A 16399-nucleotide genomic window follows, 5' to 3' on the forward strand; every position below is an offset into this window, starting at 1 on the left:
GTTGTGGACGCTGAAGGTGGGGTGGACCTCGCCGCCGGCGCCGCCGACGCCCCCGGTGCCGAACCGCCCCGCGTTTCCGCCTTGGCCACCGACACCACCATCGCCGGCCGTCACACTTGCGCTGGCGCCTCCGGCTCCGCCCGCGCCGCCGGCGCCATAGATCATTCCGCCCATACCACCGGTTCCCCCGGCGCCGCCGATACCGCCCTGCCCACCGGCGCCGCCGATGCCGAACAAGCCCGCGGCCCCGCCGTTTCCGCCGGCCACCCCGGTGGCCGTACTCGCCCCGCCGGCACCGCCGTTGCCCCAGAGGATCCCGCCCGCTCCGCCGGGCTGGCCGACGCCGCCAACCGTTCCGCCGGGCGCGCCGTCACCGATCAGCGGCCGCCCCAGTAACGTCTGGGTGGGCGCGTTGATGACGCCGAGCAGGTCTTGCGTCAAGGTGTCCAGCGGCGACGCGTTGGCCGCCTCGGCGGTGGCGTAGGCGTTCGCGCCCGCACTCATCAGCTGTACGAACTGCTGGTGGACCGCGTCGGCCGCTTTGCTCAGTTGCTCATACGCCTGGCCATGCGCGCCGAACACCGCCGCAACCGCCGTCGACACCTCGTCGGCGCCCGCGGAAAGCACCTGCGATGTGGGCGTCAGCGCCGCGGCGTTCGCCGCGTTGATCGCGGAGCCGATGTTGGCCACCTCGGCAGCCGCCCCAGTCAAGAATTCCGGCGTCGTGACGACAAAAGACATGTCAGGCCTTCCGCTGGGGGACCACAATGACCCGACCCTAAGCGGGACGGCCCAGCCGCGAATCAGGGTTTTCCCTATACTTCCGCGGCGAGGGCCGATCGGGAACGAATCGCCTAACGCGGCTTGCGCGGCTGCCACACGACGACGGCGGTGCTCTTCGGCAGCACCGCGAGGTCGCGGCGCTGGCCGGCGCGCACCTGCGCCAACTCGTCGGTGAGCTCCTTGACCCGCGACTGCAGCGCCTCGACCTGGTTGGTCAGCTCGATGATGCGCTTGATCCCGGCCAGGTTGACGCCCTCGTCCTGCGACAGCCGCTGCACCTCGCGCAGCAGGTCGACGTCGCGCTCCGAATACCGCCGGCCCCCACCGGAAGTCCGCTCTGGCCGAACCAGGCCGAGGCGGTCGTAGGTGCGCAGGGTCTGCGCGTGCATGCCGGCCAGTTCGGCGGCGACCGAGATCAAAAACGTCCGGGCCTCGTCACCTCTGGAGTTCTTGGCCATCAGCGGTTACCCGCCCATCCCGCGCGCGGATTGAATCCGCTCGCCCGTTCGGCGGCCGCGTAGGCCTCGAGCGCCTCCTGTGCGGCGCCCTCCACGTTGGGCGGCACCGCCACCTTCACGGTGACGAGCAGGTCGCCGCTGCCCCCGCTGCGCTTGGGCACGCCGCGCCCGCGCACCCGCAGGATCCGGCCGTCGGCGGTGCCCTTCGGCACCCGGACGCCGACCTTGCCGTCCAGCGTCGGCACCGAAAGCGTTGTGCCCAGCGCCAATTCGGTGAAGCTGACCGGAACGGTCACCGTCAGGTCGTCGCCGTCGCGGCCGAAGACCTTGTCCGGCCGAACGTGCACCGTGACGTACAGGTCGCCCGACGGCGCACCCCGCAAGCCGGCCTCGCCCTGACCGGGCAGCCGGATGCGCTGGCCGTCCTCGACACCGGGCGGGATCCGCACGTTGATGGTGCGCGTGCGGGTGGTCACGCCCGTGCCTTTGCACTCGTCGCAGGGGTGCTCGATGATCGAGCCGCTGCCCCGGCAGTCGGTGCAGGGCTCGGAGAACCCGAACGCACCCTGGTTGCGGTTGATGACGCCAGAGCCGTTGCAGCTCGGACACACCTTGGGGCTGGTCCCGGGCCGCGCGCCGCTGCCGTGGCAGTTGGTGCACGGCGCGGGGCTGGTCAGCCGAAGCGGCATGGCCACGCCCTTGGCGGCCTCGACGAAATCGAGCTCTGTCTCGGTCTCCAGGTCGTTGCCCCGTCGGGGCCGGCTCGGGCGGGCGGTGGCGCCGCGCCCGAACAGGCCGCCGAACAGGTCGCCGATGTTGGCGCCCCCGCTTCGGCCGGCGGCGTCGAACAGGTCGTTGAGGTTGAACTCCGCGCCGTCACCGCCGAATCCGCCGGTGTCGAACCTGCGGCCCCCGCCGAAACGGCCGCCGGCGAATAGCCGGCGGGTCTCGTCGTACTCCTTGCGCTTGGCCTCGTCGGACAAGACGCTGTAGGCCTCCGAGACCGCCTTGAACCGCTCCGCCCCGCCAGGGTTCTTGTCCGGATGCAGATCGGAAGCGAGCTTGCGGTACGCCGTCTTTATGTCTTTCTGGCTGGCGTCGGAGGAGACGCCCAGCTCCTTATAGAAGTCCTTTTCGACCCATTCACGCTGGGCCATGCCGCGTCACCCCCTCTCACCTTTCTGTTGTCTTGTGCTGATTGTGTGGTCTAGTCACCGGTGCTGCCGGCTTTATCGTCCGATTGCGTGTCGGCGGGGACCGTGTCGACTACGGCGACCAGGGCGTGACGCAGCACCTGCTCGCCGAGCTTGTAGCCCTGCCGCATGACCGTGCCGATCACCGGCTTGGAGCCCTCACCGCCGTCGCCCTCGTGCTGCACGGCCTCGTGCAGGACGGGGTCGAAGTCCTCGCCCTCCTCGCCGAACGCCGTCAGGCCGAGACCGGTCAGCGCGCTCATCAGCTTGTCCGCCACCGACTTCAGCGGGCCGGAGTCCAGGTCGCCGTGCTTGCGGGCCCGCTCGAGATCGTCGAGCACACCGAGTAATTCGGTGACGACGCCGGCCTTGGCCCGGTCCGCCGCCGCTTGCTGGTCGCGCAGCGCCCGCTTGCGGTAGTTGGCGAAGTCGGCCTGGACCCGTTGCAGGTCGCCGAGCAGTTCGGCGGCCTTGTCGGCCTCCTCGGGAGTCTCGCCGGAGAACTCCCCCGGCGCCGACCCACCAGGGGCCGGGCCGGGGGCAGGCGAGCGAACTTCACCGGTTTCAGGGTCGATGCGCCGCTTGTCGGTGACCGTCACCTGTTCCTGGTTGTGCTCCGTCACTTGGACTCCCGGTCGTCGTCGACCACCTCCGCGTCCACGACGTCGTCGGCCGAGCCGGACGGACCGCCGTCACCCGCGCCGCCGGCCTGCGCTCCCTCGGCCTGCGTGGCCTCGTAGATCGCCTGGCCGAGCGCCTGGGACTCCTGGCCCAGCTTCTCCATCGCCGACTTGATCGCGTTGATGTCGGTGCCACCGAGCGCCGTCTTCGCCTCGGCGATCGCGGCGTCGACCTTGTTCAGCGTGTCCTCGGGGACCTTGGATCCGCCTTCGGCACCGCGCTGTTCGGCGACGAACTTCTCCGTCTGGTAGACCAGCGTCTCGGCCTGGTTTCGGACGTCGGCCTCCTCGCGACGCTGGCGGTCCTCCTCGGCGTGCGCCTCGGCGTCCTTGATCATCCGGTCGATCTCGTCCTTGGACAGGCCGGAGCCCTCCTGGATCTTGATCGTGTTCTCCTTGCCGGTGCCCTTGTCCTTGGCCGTGACGTGCACGATGCCGTTGGCGTCGATGTCGAAGGTGACCTCGATCTGCGGGATTCCGCGCGGCGCCGGCGGGATGCCGGTCAGCTCGAAGCTGCCGAGCAGCTTGTTGTGCGCGGCGATCTCGCGCTCACCCTGATAGACCTGGATCTGCACCGACGGCTGGTTGTCGTCGGCGGTGGTGAAGGTCTCCGACCGCTTGGTCGGGATGGTGGTGTTGCGCTCGATCAGCTTGGTCATCACGCCGCCCTTGGTCTCGATACCAAGGCTCAGTGGCGTGACATCAAGCAGCAGAACGTCTTTCACCTCACCCTTGAGCACACCGGCCTGCAGCGCGGCGCCCACGGCGACGACCTCGTCCGGGTTGACGCCCTTGTTGGGCTCCTTGCCGCCGGTGAGCTCCTTGACCAGTTCGGTCACCGCGGGCATGCGGGTGGAACCACCCACCAGCACGACGTGGTCGATGTCGGCCACCGAGATGCCGGTGTCGGCGATCACCGACTGGAACGGCTTGCGGGTGCGGTCCAGCAGGTCTTGGGTGATCTTCTGGAACTCCGCGCGGGTCAGCTGCTCGTCGAGGAACAGCGGGTTCTTGTCCGCGTCGACCGTGATGTAGGGCAGGTTGATCGACGTGCTGCCCGACGAGGACAGCTCGATCTTGGCCTTCTCGGCCGCTTCCCGCAGCCGCTGCATCGCCATCTTGTCCTTGGTGAGGTCGATGCCGCTGGTGCCCTTGAACTTGTCGACCAGCCACTGCACGACGCGCTCGTCCCAGTCGTCGCCGCCGAGGTGGTTGTCACCGCTGGTGGCACGGACCTCGACCACACCCTCGCCGATCTCCAGCAGGGAGACGTCGAACGTGCCGCCGCCGAGGTCGAAGACCAGGATGGTCTGTTCCTTCTCGCCCTTGTCCAGGCCGTAGGCCAGCGCGGCCGCGGTCGGTTCGTTGACGATCCGCAGCACGTTGAGGCCGGCGATCTGGCCGGCGTCCTTGGTGGCCTGACGCTGGGCGTCGTTGAAGTACGCGGGCACGGTGATGACCGCGTCGGTGATGTCCTCACCGAGGTAGGCCTCGGCGTCGCGCTTGAGCTTCATGAGCACGCGGGCGCTGATCTCCGGGGCGGTGTACTTCTTGCCGTCGATCTCGATGGACCAGTCGCTGCCCATGTGCCGCTTGACCGAGCGGATGGTGCGGTCGACGTTGGTCACCGCCTGGTTCTTGGCGGGTTGCCCGACGAGCACCTCGCCGTTGCGCGCGAACGCGACGATCGAGGGAGTGGTCCTCGAGCCCTCGGAGTTGGCGACGACGACGGGGTCGCCACCCTCCAGAACTGCGACGACGGAGTTGGTGGTCCCGAGGTCGATGCCGACCGCACGAGCCATAGTGATTCCTCCTGAGTAGTAGAGCTTCTGCAGTGCACTATGCTGAGTGAACCTCGCTCAAGCCTGCTACCGGCGACACCGTGGTGTCAACCCAGCCTTGAGTGCGGTTCGCTCAACTTGTTGATCATGCTAACGGCGGGCGGGCGCGTCTTGTTCCCGGGGGTCGTGGCCCGGCGCGTCGAGCCTGCCGTGACGGCGCCGAGCCTGAACACGGATCGCGATTTCGCCGCCAAACGGGCGCTCAGCGCAGTCTCGACGCGCTGGATGCAGTCTCGGCGCAACGGGCGCGCGTCAGCGGACGCCGGCCACTCCCACCGGCGGGATCATCTCCTCGACCAGCGAGAACACCGCGCGGGCGGCGTCGCCGGCCGGGCGCACCGCCGATCGCGCGATATAGAGACGCCAGCACAGGTCCTGGTCGGCGACCCGGACCGTCCTCAGCCCCTCGTCGCCGATCTGGTCGAGGATGAACCGGCTCAGGAAGCCGATCCCGATGCCGTTGCGGATGTGGCTCGCGGTCGTCCCGATGTCGGCGACCTCCAGCGCGACCGTCCGGTGCACCCCCGCGTCGGCGAAGGCCTTGTCGACGACGGCCCGGTTGCCGTAGCCCGGCGAGCCGTCGACGAACGACATCCCGGCCAACTCCGCCAACGCCACCGAGTCCCGCCCGGCCAGCGGGTGATCAACCGGCACGACCAGCAGCAGCGGGTAGGCCGCGACCAGGCGCGTCTCAAGGTCCGCCGGCGGCCCGTCGGTGAAGACGATGAACGCCAGGTCGAGGCCCCCGGCACGGAGTTGACGCAGCAGGCCCGCCGAGCCGGCGCGTGCGGAGCGCAACTGCACCAGCACCCCGGGATGCCGGGCGTGCAGGTCGGCCATCAGCGTGGGCAGGTCGATGACGTTGATCGACGTGAGCGTCCCCAGCGTGACGGTGCCGCGGATCGACCCGCGGGTCGCGGCCACCGCCTCTTTTGCCGCGCGCGCGGCGTCGAGCGTCTTGCGGGCGCGGGGCTCCAGTGCCTGCCCCGCGGCGGTGAGCGCCACGCCACTTCGGCCGCGGACGAACAGTTCTACGCCGAGTTCGCGTTCGAGAGCCTTGATCGTCGCGGACACCCCGGACTGGACGACGTGCAGCCGTTCGGCTGCGCGGGTGAAGCTGCGGTTGTCGGCGACGGCGAGGAAGTACTCCAACTGGCGAAGCTCCACCGCCTTATTATCACTATGTGTGATAGCGCCCATCAAAAACCGGTGTTGGCGCCCGTCACCCCGGCCGACGTAGCGTTCGGTTGGACCTTGCGCCATCGCCCGATGCGGTCCGTCCCTCACTCCCTCACCGTGCCGGATGGTGCCCTTGAGCTCGCCCGCCCCGATCCTGACCAGTATCCGAACGCGCTGGTCCTCGCCGTCTACTGACGACCAGTTCGTGGTGCAGAACCCCGCGACGGGGCAGACGGTGACCGTGGTGCAGGGCGCCGGACCCGACGAGGTGGACCAGGCCGTGCGGGCGGCACACGGGGCACACCTGCGCTGGAAACGGCGGTCGGCGCGCGAGCGCGGCCGCTGCCTGCGGCTCGTCGCCGAGGCGGTCCGCGCCCACGCGGACGAGCTGGCCGCGCTGGAGTCGCTGGAGCTCGGCACTCCGATCGCCCAGGCCCGCGAGCTCGACGTCCAGGCGGCCGCCGGCATCTTCGACCGCTTCGCCGGCGCGATTGAGGAGCCGGCCCGCTCGGATCGCGACGACCTCACCACGCTGGAGCCGTACGGGGTGATCGCCGGCTTCGTGCCGTTCGCCCGGCCGTCCTTCGGCACCGCGGCAACGGTCGCGCCGGCGCTGGCCGTCGGCAACGCGGTCGTCCTGCGGCCGCCGGAGCAGGCGCCGTCGGTGGTGCTGCGCATGGTCGAGTTGATCCGGTCGGTGCTGCCGGACCGCGTCCTGCACGCGACGCCCGGCAGATCGGAGGTCGGCGCCGCACTCGCCGGGAACCGCCTGGTCGGCAAGGTCGCGTTCGCCGGGCCGCCCAGGACGGGCGCCGCGGTGCTGAGGACCGTGGCCCCGATCCTCACCCCCGCGCTGATCGAGCCGGGCGGACGAAACCCGATGGTGGTGTTAGACGACGCCGACCAGCGGCGGGCCGTGCTCGCGGCCCTCGACGGCGGCTTCTTCGACCACGGCGCCCCGGCCTTGCGAATCCTGGTGCAGCACAGCGCGATCGACGAATTCGAGGATCGGCTTTCGGCCGTCGTGCGGAGGCTGCGCGTCGGCGACGGCGCCGACCCGCGCACCGACGTCGGCCCGCTGCCCACCCGCGCACAGCAGGAGCAGACCCTCGACTACCTGAGCATCGGGGTCGCCGAGGGCGCGCGCATCGCCGCGCAGGCACCCGTGCCCGAGGGCCCCCCGCTGGCCGACGGCTTCTTCGTCGCGCCGACCGTGCTGACCGACGTCACGCCCCGCATGCGCGTGGCCCGGGAGGAGTTCTACGGGCCCGTGGTCACCCTCACGCCCTTCACCGACGAGGACGAGGCCGTGCGCATCGCCAACGGCGCCCGCTTCGCCCGGGCCGCGGCGGTGTTCACCCGTGACGACCGCCGGGCGCTGGAGGTCGGCCGGCGGATGCGCGCGAACGCCGTGCTCGTCAACACGGGCGTGGGCCGGTTGCGCCGCGAGAACCCCCGGGAGGAGCTGGCGGAATACGGGTACACGAAGACGATCCGGCTGGCCGACGGGGCGCCCTATTGGCCCGCCGCCGCCCGGGCGCTCGAAGGGTAGGGATTTCGCCATGCGCACCATCGCACTCGAAGAGCATTACGTCACAACGGAATTCCTGAACGGTCCGGGCCGCTGGTTGCGTTCGCGGCCCGGCATCGTGGAGCCGATCAGCGACCTCGGGGAGGGCCGCATCGCGGCGATGGACGAGGCCGGCATCGACTTGGCGGTGCTCTCGCTCGCGGCGCCCGGTGTAGAACAGCTCGACGGGCCGGACGCCGTCCGGCTGGCCCGCGCCGCCAACGACGAGCTCGCGACGGCGATCGACCGGTTCCCGGACCGGCTGGCGGGCTTCGCCACGTTGCCGATGAGCGCCCCCGACCTTGCGGCCGAGGAACTCGAGCGGGCGGTGCGCCACCTCGGCTTTCCCGGTGCGGTGATCAACGGGCACAGCCGGGGCCGCTACCTGGACGACCCCTCCTTCGAGCCCGTCCTCGCCCGGGCGGCGGCGCTCGACGTCCCGATCTATCTGCACCCCACCATCCCGCCGGCGGGGGTGATCGAGTCGAGCTACGCCGGCTTCGCCGACCCGGTGACGTTCGCGCTCGCCACCGTCGGGTGGGGCTGGCACATCAACACCGGCACCCACGTGCTGCGGATGATCCTCGGCGGCGTGTTCGACCGTCACCCGTCGCTGCAGGTGATCATCGGGCACATGGGCGAGGCCACGTCGTTCATGCTGCCGCGGTTCGACGCAACGCTGACCCCGGAACTGACCGGCCTGCGCGGCCCGGTCAGCTCGTACCTGCGGGAAAATTTCACCTACACGTTCGCCAACTTCAACGACGAGGCGACGTACGCCAACCTCGTCGCGCAGGTCGGCGCCGGCCGGGTCGCGTTCTCGGCCGACTACCCCTTCGGCTCGATGCGGGCGGCCCGCCGGTTCCTCGACAACCTGCCGCTCAGCCGCGACGACCGGGCGGCGATCAGCCACCGCAACGCCGAACGGTTGCTGCGGCGCTAGCCCCGCCTAATTTCGGCCAGCGTGCGCGGAGTCCATGGGTTAGCCTGAGTACCCCGGAGCCACCCCACCGCAGGAGCTCGATGTCACCGCCAGACAATGCGCGGCTCACGCGTGAAGACGCGGGCTATCACAAGGGCCTCAAGAACCGTCAAATCCAGATGATCGGCCTGGGCGGGGCCATCGGAACCGGACTCTTCCTCGGCGCCGGCGGCCGGCTCGGCTCGGCGGGCCCCGGCCTGTTCGTGGTGTACGGAATATGCGGCGTCTTCGTCTTCCTGATCCTGCGCGCGCTCGGCGAGCTGGTGCTGCACCGGCCGTCGACGGGCTCGTTCGTGTCGTACGCCCGCGAGTTCTACGGCGAGAAGGTGGCTTTCGCGGCGGGCTGGATGTACTGCATGAACTGGGCGATGACGGGCATCGTCGACACCACCGCGATCGCGCACTACTGCCACTACTGGAAAACCTTCCAGGCGGTGCCCCAGTGGACGCTGGCGTTGATCGCCCTGGTGACCGTCCTGCTGATGAACCTGATCTCGGTGAAGCTCTTCGGCGAGCTGGAGTTCTGGGCCTCCCTGATCAAGGTGCTGGCGCTGGTGACCTTCCTCGTCGTCGGCACGGTCGTCTTGGTCGGGCGGTTCAAGGTGGACGGTCACGACACCGGTCCTTCGCTGTGGGACAGCCACGGCGGCTTCCTGCCCGCCGGCCTCCTGCCGCTCGTGTTGGTCACCTCGGGTGTCGTATTCGCCTACGCTGCAGTGGAACTCGTGGGCATTGCGGCCGGGGAGACGGAAAACCCGGAGAAGATCATGCCGCGCGCGATCAACTCCGTGGTGTTCCGGATCGCGGTCTTCTACATCGGGTCGACGTTCCTGCTGGCGCTGCTCCTGCCCCACACGGCATACAAGGCCAACGTCAGCCCCTTCGTGACCTTCTTCTCCAAGGTCGGGTTCGGCGGGGCGGGCAGCCTGATGAACATCGTGGTGCTGACGGCCGCGCTGTCCAGCCTCAACGCCGGCCTCTACTCCACCGGTCGCATCCTGCGGTCGATGGCGATCAACGGCAGCGGCCCGAAGTTCACGGCACCGATGTCGAAGAACGGGGTGCCGTACGGCGGGATCCTGCTGACGGCCGGCATCGGCTCGCTCGGCATCATTCTCAACGCCGTCAAACCGAGCCAGGCGTTCGAGATCGTCCTCCACATCGCCGCCGTGGGCGTCGTGGTGGCGTGGGGCACCATTGTCGCCAGCCAGCTGCGGTTTCACCGACTGGTGCGCGCCGGCCAACTCCAACCTCCGAGCTTCCGGATGCCGCTCGCCCCGTACAGCGGCTACCTGACGCTGGTGTTCCTCGTCGGCGTCGTCGTGCTGATGTTGTTCGACAAGGTGCAGGGGCCGTGGCTGGCGGGCGCGATCATCTTCGGCACGACGGCGCTGACGGCAGGCTGGTTCGTGGTGCGCCATCGCGTGCGCGCCGCGGCTGAGGACACCTCCCTGCCGCCCTCGCCGCTCAACGACCCGCCGGTGGCGGCCTAATCTCCCGTGACGTCGATGTCGCGGCCGGTCGCAAGGTCGGCGCACTCCACCCTGACGACGTCGTCACGCGCGTTCAGGTAGGCGCCCGCGCCGCGGTCACCCGACAGTCCGGCGAGCACGTCGGACCAGTGCCGTCGCGCCAGCACCACCGGGTGGCCGGGCCGGTCGCCGAAATATGCGCGCGCCAGCCCACTTTCGGACGCGACCGCCGCGCGCAGGACCCGCGCCACCACGTCGGGACCCACGTCGGGGGTGTCGACGACGTGCAGGACCGCGTAGTCGGGCTGCGTGCGGCCGGCTTCGGAAAGGCCCGCGCGCACCGACGCGCTCAGCCCGTCGCTCCAGTCCGGCGCCGTCACGGCGGTGACCCCGGGCGGCGCCGCCACGTCCGCCGCGCCCAGCACGAGGACGACGTCGGTGCACCCGCCGTCACGCAGCGCCGCTACCGCGGTGTCCAGCCACCCGTCCACCAGCACCTTCGGCTTCCCGTACCGCCGGCCGGCCCCCGCGGCCAGCAGTACCCCGACGCTGCGGGGCGGGCCTATCGACTCCGGTAACGGCACTCTCCTATGATGGCATTGAGCTTCTCATTCAGCGACAATCTGATGGAGCGCGATGACTCAGGACGTGCAGGGGGCCCTCACCACGCCGGCTCCGCGATACGCCGGGACCCGGGTCCAGCGGGTCGAGGACGGCCGCCTGCTGACGGGCCACGGCAGCTTTGTCGACGACATCACCCGGCCCGGCATGCTGCACGCGTGCTTCGTGCGCAGCCCGTTCGCCCGCGCGCGCATCAACGGCATCGACGCCTCGGCGGCGCTGGCGCTGCCTGGCGTGCACGCGGTGTTCACCGCGGCCGACCTCAACCCCGGTGTGCACGAGGCGTGGCACGCCGTCGCGGGCAAGGACGTCCCGGACACCCCGCGCCCGCCGCTGGCCGAGGGTGAGGCGAAGTTCGTGGGCGACCCGGTGGCGCTGATCGTCGCCGAGAGCCGCTACGTCGCCGAGGACGCGCTCGAACTGGTCGACGTCGACTACGAGCCGCTGCCCGCGGTCACCGACCTCACCCGCGCGCAATCGTCCGACGTGCTCGTGCACGACGCCTACGCGAACAACGTCGCCGGCGGGCTGGGCGGCGCACCGCCGGACGAGGAGCTTTTCGCTTCGGCGCCGTGCGTCGTCAAAGAGCGGATCTATCAACAGATTTACGCGCCGGTGCCGATCGAGACGCGCGGGCTGGTGGTCGAATGGACCGCCGCCACGGGGGAACTGACGCTGTGGGCGTCCACGCAGACGCCCCACGAGTTGCGGGCGTTTTGCGCGCGACTGTTGGGCATTGCGGCGCAACGGGTTCGAGTCATCATGCGCGACACCGGCGGCGGGTTCGGCCAGAAGGTGGTCCCGATGCGTGAGGACATGTGCATCATGCTGGCCGCCCGCAAGGTGCCGGCCGCCCTGAAGTGGATCGAGGACCGCCGCGAGAACCTGATGTCGGCCGGGCAGGCCCGCCACGTCGACGGGACGGCCCGGATGGCGTTCGACGACGACGGCGCCATCCTGGCCGCTGACATCGACTTCGTGCAGGACGTCGGCGCGTACCCGACGCCCTACCCGGTGCTGACGACGGCCGCCATCGGCATGTTCTTCCCCGGCCCGTACCGGGTGCCCAAGGCCAGCTTCTCCTACCAGACGGTGTTCTCCAACACCAGCGGCCTGGCCGCCTATCGCGGGCCCTGGCAGTACGAGTCGCTGGCCCGGGAGGTCGTGCTCGACGTCGCCGCGCGCAAGCTGGGCCTTGACCCGATCGAGCTGCGCCGGCGAAACCTGTTGCGTCGCGACGAGATGCCGTATTTCAACCCCAACGGCATGCCGTACGACCACGTCGCGCCCATCGAGACGTTCGAGCAGGCGGTCAAAATCCTTGACCACGAGGGCTTTCGGAAGGAGCAGCGCGAGGCGCTGGCGCAGGGCCGCTACCTCGGCCTGGGGTTCGCGGCGTATGTGGAACCGACGGGCGCCGCGACGGGACACCTGGCCACCGAGGGGTGCACGATCCGCATGGAGCCGACGGGCAAGATCAACGTCTACGTCAACGGCGGATCGAGCGGAAACAGCCTCGAAACCACCGTCGTTCAGCTGACCGCCGACGCGCTGGGCGCCGACATCGACGACGTGGCCACCATTCAGGGTGACACCGCGGTCACGCCCTACGGGGCGGGCACGCAGGGCAGCCGCAGCGCGCCGATGACGGCCGGGGCGGTCAGCGAGGCCGGGACGATTCTGCGAGAGAAGATCGTGGCGCTGGCCGCACATCACCTCAAGGTCGCCGAATCCGAAGTGGAGCTGGCCTATTCGGTGGCCAGCGTCCGCGATGACCCGGCGAAGACGGTGCCGTTCGGCGAGCTGGCCTATCTCGCCTATTATTCGCCGCAGTCGCTGCCCGCCGGCATGTCCGCCAATCTGGAGGCGACGGCACGGTTCAACTCGCCCAACCCCATCCACTGGGCCAACGCCACGCACGCCTGCACCTGCGAGGTGGACGTGGCGACCGGGAAGGTCACGCTGCTGCGCTACATCGTCAGCGAGGACGTCGGACCGATGATCAACCCGACGATCGTCGAGGGCCAGATCGCGGGCGGGACCGTGCAGGGGATCGGCGGCGCGCTGATGGAGGACCTCGTCTACGACGACGACGGCAACCCGCTGGCAACGACTTTCGTCGACTACCTGCTTCCGACGGCCACCGAGGTGCCGCCCATCGAGTTCGGCCACGTGGAGATCCCCGGCCCCGGGCCGGGCGGCTACAAGGGCGCAGGCGAGGGCGGGGCGATCGGCTCGACGCCGGCGGTCATCAACGCGATCAACGACGCGCTCGCGCCGCTGGGCGTCACGGTTACGCGCCTGCCGGCCAGCCCGTCGTCCATCGCCGCGCTGCTGAGCGAGGCGGACCGGTGAAGCCCGCCGCCTTCGACTACCACCGCCCCGGCACCGTCGAGGACGCGGCGGGCCTGCTCGCCGAACTGGGCGACGAGGCGAAAATCATTGCCGGGGGCCAGAGCCTGGTGCCGATGCTGGCCATGCGGCTGGCGTACTTCGACCACCTGATTGACATCTCGCGGCTGGACGAGCTGCGGGGCATCGAGCGCAGGGACGGCGAACTGTGGATCGGCGCGGGCACCACCGAGTCCGTCGTCGGCGCGGATCCCCAAGTTCGGCAGGGTGTTCCGCTGCTCGCGCGCGCCACGCCCTTCGTTGGGCACTTCCAGATCCGCAACCGGGGAACCCTCGGCGGGTCGATCGCGCACGCCGACGCCGCCGGCGAGTACCCGGCCGTGGCGCTCACCCTGGACGCGGTGATGGAGGTGCTGTCACCGCGCGGTCGGCGCGAGATCGCCGCCGCCGACTACTTCGCCGGCGTGTGGGAGACCACGATGGAGCCCGACGAGGTGCTGACCGGGGTGCGGTTTCCCGTGTGGCATGGCAGGTCCGGCTTCGCGATCCACGAATTCGCCCGCCGGCACGGGGATTACGCGATCGCGGGCGCGCTGGTCGCGGTGCAGCTCGACGACCGGGACCGGGTGTCGCGCTGCGCGATCGGCCTGCTGGGGCTGGGCTCGACGCCGCGGCGCGCGACGGCGGCCGAGGCCGCGGTCACTGGCCGGCCGATCGGCGAGCTCGATTCCGAGGAGATCGGCCGGGCCGCGATGGAGGGCCTCGACGACATTCCGCACGACCTGCAGGGGTCGGCGTCGTACCGCACCAGGGTGGGGGCCACCATGGCGGCGCGCGCCTGGACGGAAGCCATACGGGAAGCGGGAGCGGCCGATGCCTGAACTGCCGATTGAGTTGTGCGTCAACGGAAGTCGCGTGCACGCGAGCGTCGAACCGCGCATGACGCTCGCGGACTTCCTGCGTGAGCGCTGCGGCCTGACCGGCACGCACCTGGGCTGCGAACACGGCGCGTGCGGGGCGTGCACCGTCCTGCTGGACGACGACGCGGTGCGCTCGTGCCTGATGTTCGCGGTGCAGGCCGACGGCACGGAGGTCACGACCGTCGAGGGCATCGCCTCGGCGGACGGGACGCTCTCGGCCGTGCAGGCAGCGCTGCGCGAATGCCACGGCCTGCAATGCGGCTTCTGCACCCCGGGGTTCGTGACGTCGCTGACGGCGCTGCTGCGCGACAATCCCGAACCCACCGACGCCGAGATACGGGAAGGCCTGTCCGGCAACTTCTGCCGGTGCACCGGCTACCAGGGCATCGTTGCTGCGGCGCACCGGGCCGCCGAGTTGATGCGGGAACCGGTCACGCCGCGGTAAAGCTTCGCCATCGGCGCCGCATCGCGGCGCGTCCCTGCCGTCACCGCCGTCACGTCGTTCGTATCCTGGCTCCTGACATCCGCGATTCTCAGGAGCGGCGCGTGCGGTTTTCGCAAAGGGCACGGTGGAGCCTTGCCGGTGGATCCCTGCTGCTCTGCCCCATTCTGGCCAGTCCGCTGCTGATCGACGGCTGTTCGTCCGTCATCGAGGGCCACCCCGTCGCCGCGCCGGGTGCCGGACCGGTCGAACCCACGTTCCCGACTCCGCGGCCCACCACGTCCACCCCGGCGCCGACGGCCGCGCCCAGCACCGCCCCGGGACCGCCCACGTCTCCGGCGAACCCCACGACGCCGGCCGGCGCGATCCCGCTCCCGCCCGACCAGAACGGCTACGTCTTCATCGAGACCAAGTCCGGCGTGACCCGCTGCCAGATCAACAAGGACACCGTCGGCTGCGAGGCGCCGTTCACCAATTCCCCGCTGCAGGACGGCGAGCACGCCAACGGTGTCAGCATCGGCGCCAACGGCAAGGTGCAATGGGTGCTGGGCAACCTGGGGGCCATCCCGACCGTGACCATCGACTACAAGACCTACAGCGCACAGGGGTGGACGATCAACGCCACCACCGACGGCACGAAGTTCACCAACGACCGCACCGGGCACGGCATGTTCGTCAGCGTCGAGAAGGTCAACACGTTCTGATTTCGCCCGCTGACCTGGGCGTCCGGTTTTGTCGGTGGTCACTGCGATGATGACGGCATGTCATCGACCGCATCCGCTGACGCCGTCGAGGTGAGTCCCAAGGAGCGCCTCGAGGTGTTGTTTGAGGAGTTGGCGGAGCTGGCCGGTCAGCGCAATGCGATTGACGGGCGCATCGCTGGGATTGTGGCCGAGATCGATCGCGACGGGTTGTGGGGGATGACCGGGGCGCGCTCAGTGGCGGCGATGGTGGCCTGGAAGTTGGGCTGGTCGTCGGGCAATGCGCACACGGTCGCCGCGGTCGCGCGGCGGTGGGCGGAGTTCCCGCGCTGCACGCAGGGCCTGCGCGAGGGACGGCTGTCGCTGGATCAGGTCGGGGTGATCGCCGCGCGCGCCGGTGCGGGATCCGATAAGCATTACGTTCAGCTGGCGCAGGTGGCCACGGTCAACCAGTTGCGCACCGCGGTCAACCTCGAACCGCGACCCGACCCCGAGCCTCGCCCCGAGCCCGAGCCCGCGATCACCAAGACCGGCACCGAGCGGGGCAGCCGCTACCGGATCACCCTTGCCCCGCTGGACGCCGCCAAGTTCGACGCCGCGCTGGCCGCCCATCGGGAGGCGTTGGTCGCCGAGTGGAAACGCGACCACGGGGATGGCGGGGCCGGTGGCGAGCGGCCCCCGCTGCCGGGCAACGTGGAGGCGTTTATGCGGCTGGTCGAGACCGGGTGGGACCTTGAGGCGAGCCGCCGCCCGCACAGCGCGCACACCACGGTGGTGGTGCACCTCGACGTCAAGCAGCGCGCCGCCGCGCTGCACCTGGGTCCGCTGCTCTCCGATGCTGATCGCCGCGAGCTGACCTGTGACGCCACCTGTGAGGTGTGGCTGGAACGTCACGGCCAGCCCCTCGGCGCCGGGCGCACCACCCGCACGATCAACCGCCGGCTGCGCCGCGCCCTGGAGCACCGCCACCCCACCTGCGCGGTCCCGGGTTGTGGCGCCACCCGCGGCCTGCACGCCCACCACCTCAAACATTGGGAGGACGGCGGGCCCACCGAGCTGACCAACCTCATCCTGCTCTGCCCCTACCACCACCGGCTCCATCACCGCGGCGAGTTGACCATCACCGGCACCCCCGACGCCCTCACCGTCACCGACAGCGACGGCGAAGTCCTGAGCCCCGGATCGCTGGCGCGCCCACCCACCAC

15 protein-coding genes are annotated in these 16399 nt (G+C 70.2%); 8 read left to right on the forward strand and 7 right to left on the reverse strand.

The genetic code is table 11. The features are described from left to right. The 6 genes from GPY60_RS27455 to GPY60_RS24475 all read right to left on the reverse strand — a co-directional run. On the reverse strand, positions 1-741 hold a 741-nt coding region (locus GPY60_RS27455), incomplete at its 3' end, for a PE family protein (RefSeq protein ID WP_156690281.1). Positions 742-854: 113 nt separating this feature from the next. Next, entirely contained in the window at positions 855-1241 is a 387-nt protein-coding gene (locus GPY60_RS24455; protein WP_197283818.1) for a heat shock protein transcriptional repressor HspR, read from the reverse strand. Continuing rightward, complete coding sequence (gene dnaJ, locus GPY60_RS24460) at positions 1241-2398, reverse strand: molecular chaperone DnaJ (RefSeq protein ID WP_156690283.1); 1158 nt, start codon at positions 2396-2398, stop codon at positions 1241-1243. Before dnaJ ends, GPY60_RS24455 begins: the two co-directional genes overlap by 1 nt. Positions 2399-2448: 50 nt before the next feature. Further along, on the reverse strand, positions 2449-3057 hold the full coding sequence (grpE, locus tag GPY60_RS24465) for a nucleotide exchange factor GrpE (protein WP_156690284.1): 609 nt from the start codon (positions 3055-3057) through the stop codon (positions 2449-2451). Beyond that, a complete protein-coding gene (dnaK, locus tag GPY60_RS24470; RefSeq protein ID WP_156690285.1) occupies positions 3054-4916 on the reverse strand; it encodes a molecular chaperone DnaK in 1863 nt (620 codons plus the stop codon). Before dnaK ends, grpE begins: the two co-directional genes overlap by 4 nt. A gap of 291 nt (positions 4917-5207) precedes the next feature. Then, entirely contained in the window at positions 5208-6122 is a 915-nt protein-coding gene (locus tag GPY60_RS24475; RefSeq protein WP_156690286.1) for a LysR family transcriptional regulator, read from the reverse strand. 136 nt (positions 6123-6258) lie between these two features. On the opposite strand from GPY60_RS24475, the gene GPY60_RS24480 reads away from it, so the two are divergent. The 3 genes from GPY60_RS24480 (at position 6259) to GPY60_RS24490 (ending at position 10179) form a co-directional block, all read left to right on the forward strand. Continuing rightward, positions 6259-7686: an aldehyde dehydrogenase family protein gene (locus GPY60_RS24480; RefSeq protein ID WP_255457275.1), complete on the forward strand. Its 1428-nt coding sequence runs from the start codon at positions 6259-6261 to the stop codon at positions 7684-7686. A gap of 10 nt (positions 7687-7696) precedes the next feature. Continuing rightward, on the forward strand, positions 7697-8647 hold the full coding sequence (locus tag GPY60_RS24485; protein ID WP_156690288.1) for an amidohydrolase family protein: 951 nt from the start codon (positions 7697-7699) through the stop codon (positions 8645-8647). A gap of 80 nt (positions 8648-8727) precedes the next feature. Beyond that, positions 8728-10179: an amino acid permease gene (locus tag GPY60_RS24490; protein WP_156690289.1), complete on the forward strand. Its 1452-nt coding sequence runs from the start codon at positions 8728-8730 to the stop codon at positions 10177-10179. On the opposite strand, the gene GPY60_RS24495 is transcribed toward GPY60_RS24490, so the two are convergent. Beyond that, positions 10176-10742 carry a nucleotidyltransferase family protein gene (locus tag GPY60_RS24495; RefSeq protein ID WP_156690290.1) on the reverse strand — a complete coding sequence of 189 codons (567 nt, stop codon included), beginning with the start codon at positions 10740-10742 and terminating at the stop codon, positions 10176-10178. The two genes, GPY60_RS24490 and GPY60_RS24495, sit on opposite strands and share 4 nt — an antisense overlap. A gap of 52 nt (positions 10743-10794) precedes the next feature. On the opposite strand from GPY60_RS24495, the gene GPY60_RS24500 reads away from it, so the two are divergent. The 5 genes from GPY60_RS24500 to GPY60_RS24520 all read left to right on the forward strand — a co-directional run. Continuing rightward, complete coding sequence (locus GPY60_RS24500; protein WP_156690291.1) at positions 10795-13134, forward strand: xanthine dehydrogenase family protein molybdopterin-binding subunit; 2340 nt, start codon at positions 10795-10797, stop codon at positions 13132-13134. Then, positions 13131-14012 carry an FAD binding domain-containing protein gene (locus tag GPY60_RS24505; RefSeq protein ID WP_156690292.1) on the forward strand — a complete coding sequence of 294 codons (882 nt, stop codon included), beginning with the start codon at positions 13131-13133 and terminating at the stop codon, positions 14010-14012. The genes GPY60_RS24500 and GPY60_RS24505 overlap by 4 nt, the downstream gene beginning before the upstream one ends. Then, positions 14005-14496, forward strand: coding sequence for a (2Fe-2S)-binding protein (locus tag GPY60_RS24510; protein ID WP_156690293.1), 492 nt, complete (start codon positions 14005-14007; stop codon positions 14494-14496). Before GPY60_RS24505 ends, GPY60_RS24510 begins: the two co-directional genes overlap by 8 nt. A 101-nt stretch (positions 14497-14597) precedes the next feature. Continuing rightward, on the forward strand, positions 14598-15197 hold the full coding sequence (locus GPY60_RS24515; protein ID WP_156690294.1) for a hypothetical protein: 600 nt from the start codon (positions 14598-14600) through the stop codon (positions 15195-15197). Between the two features lie 57 nt (positions 15198-15254). Next, positions 15255-16399: HNH endonuclease signature motif containing protein (locus tag GPY60_RS24520; protein WP_156690295.1), on the forward strand; the 1145-nt coding region annotated here is incomplete at its 3' end.

The organism is Mycobacterium sp. Marseille-P9652, assembly GCF_902652685.1.
Taxonomy (GTDB): domain Bacteria; phylum Actinomycetota; class Actinomycetes; order Mycobacteriales; family Mycobacteriaceae; genus Mycobacterium.

What these genes read in the sequence shown, in the direction of transcription:
- GPY60_RS24455 (WP_197283818.1), bottom strand. Translation starts at nt 1,241, where the DNA reads ATGGCCAAGAACTCCAGAGGTGACGAGGCCCGGACGTTTTTGATCTCG.
- dnaJ (WP_156690283.1), bottom strand. Translation starts at nt 2,398, where the DNA reads ATGGCCCAGCGTGAATGGGTCGAAAAGGACTTCTATAAGGAGCTGGGC.
- dnaK (WP_156690285.1), bottom strand. Translation starts at nt 4,916, where the DNA reads ATGGCTCGTGCGGTCGGCATCGACCTCGGGACCACCAACTCCGTCGTC.
- GPY60_RS24480 (WP_255457275.1), top strand. Translation starts at nt 6,259, where the DNA reads ATGGTGCCCTTGAGCTCGCCCGCCCCGATCCTGACCAGTATCCGAACG.
- GPY60_RS24485 (WP_156690288.1), top strand. Translation starts at nt 7,697, where the DNA reads ATGCGCACCATCGCACTCGAAGAGCATTACGTCACAACGGAATTCCTG.
- GPY60_RS24490 (WP_156690289.1), top strand. Translation starts at nt 8,728, where the DNA reads ATGTCACCGCCAGACAATGCGCGGCTCACGCGTGAAGACGCGGGCTAT.
- GPY60_RS24500 (WP_156690291.1), top strand. Translation starts at nt 10,795, where the DNA reads ATGACTCAGGACGTGCAGGGGGCCCTCACCACGCCGGCTCCGCGATAC.
- GPY60_RS24510 (WP_156690293.1), top strand. Translation starts at nt 14,005, where the DNA reads ATGCCTGAACTGCCGATTGAGTTGTGCGTCAACGGAAGTCGCGTGCAC.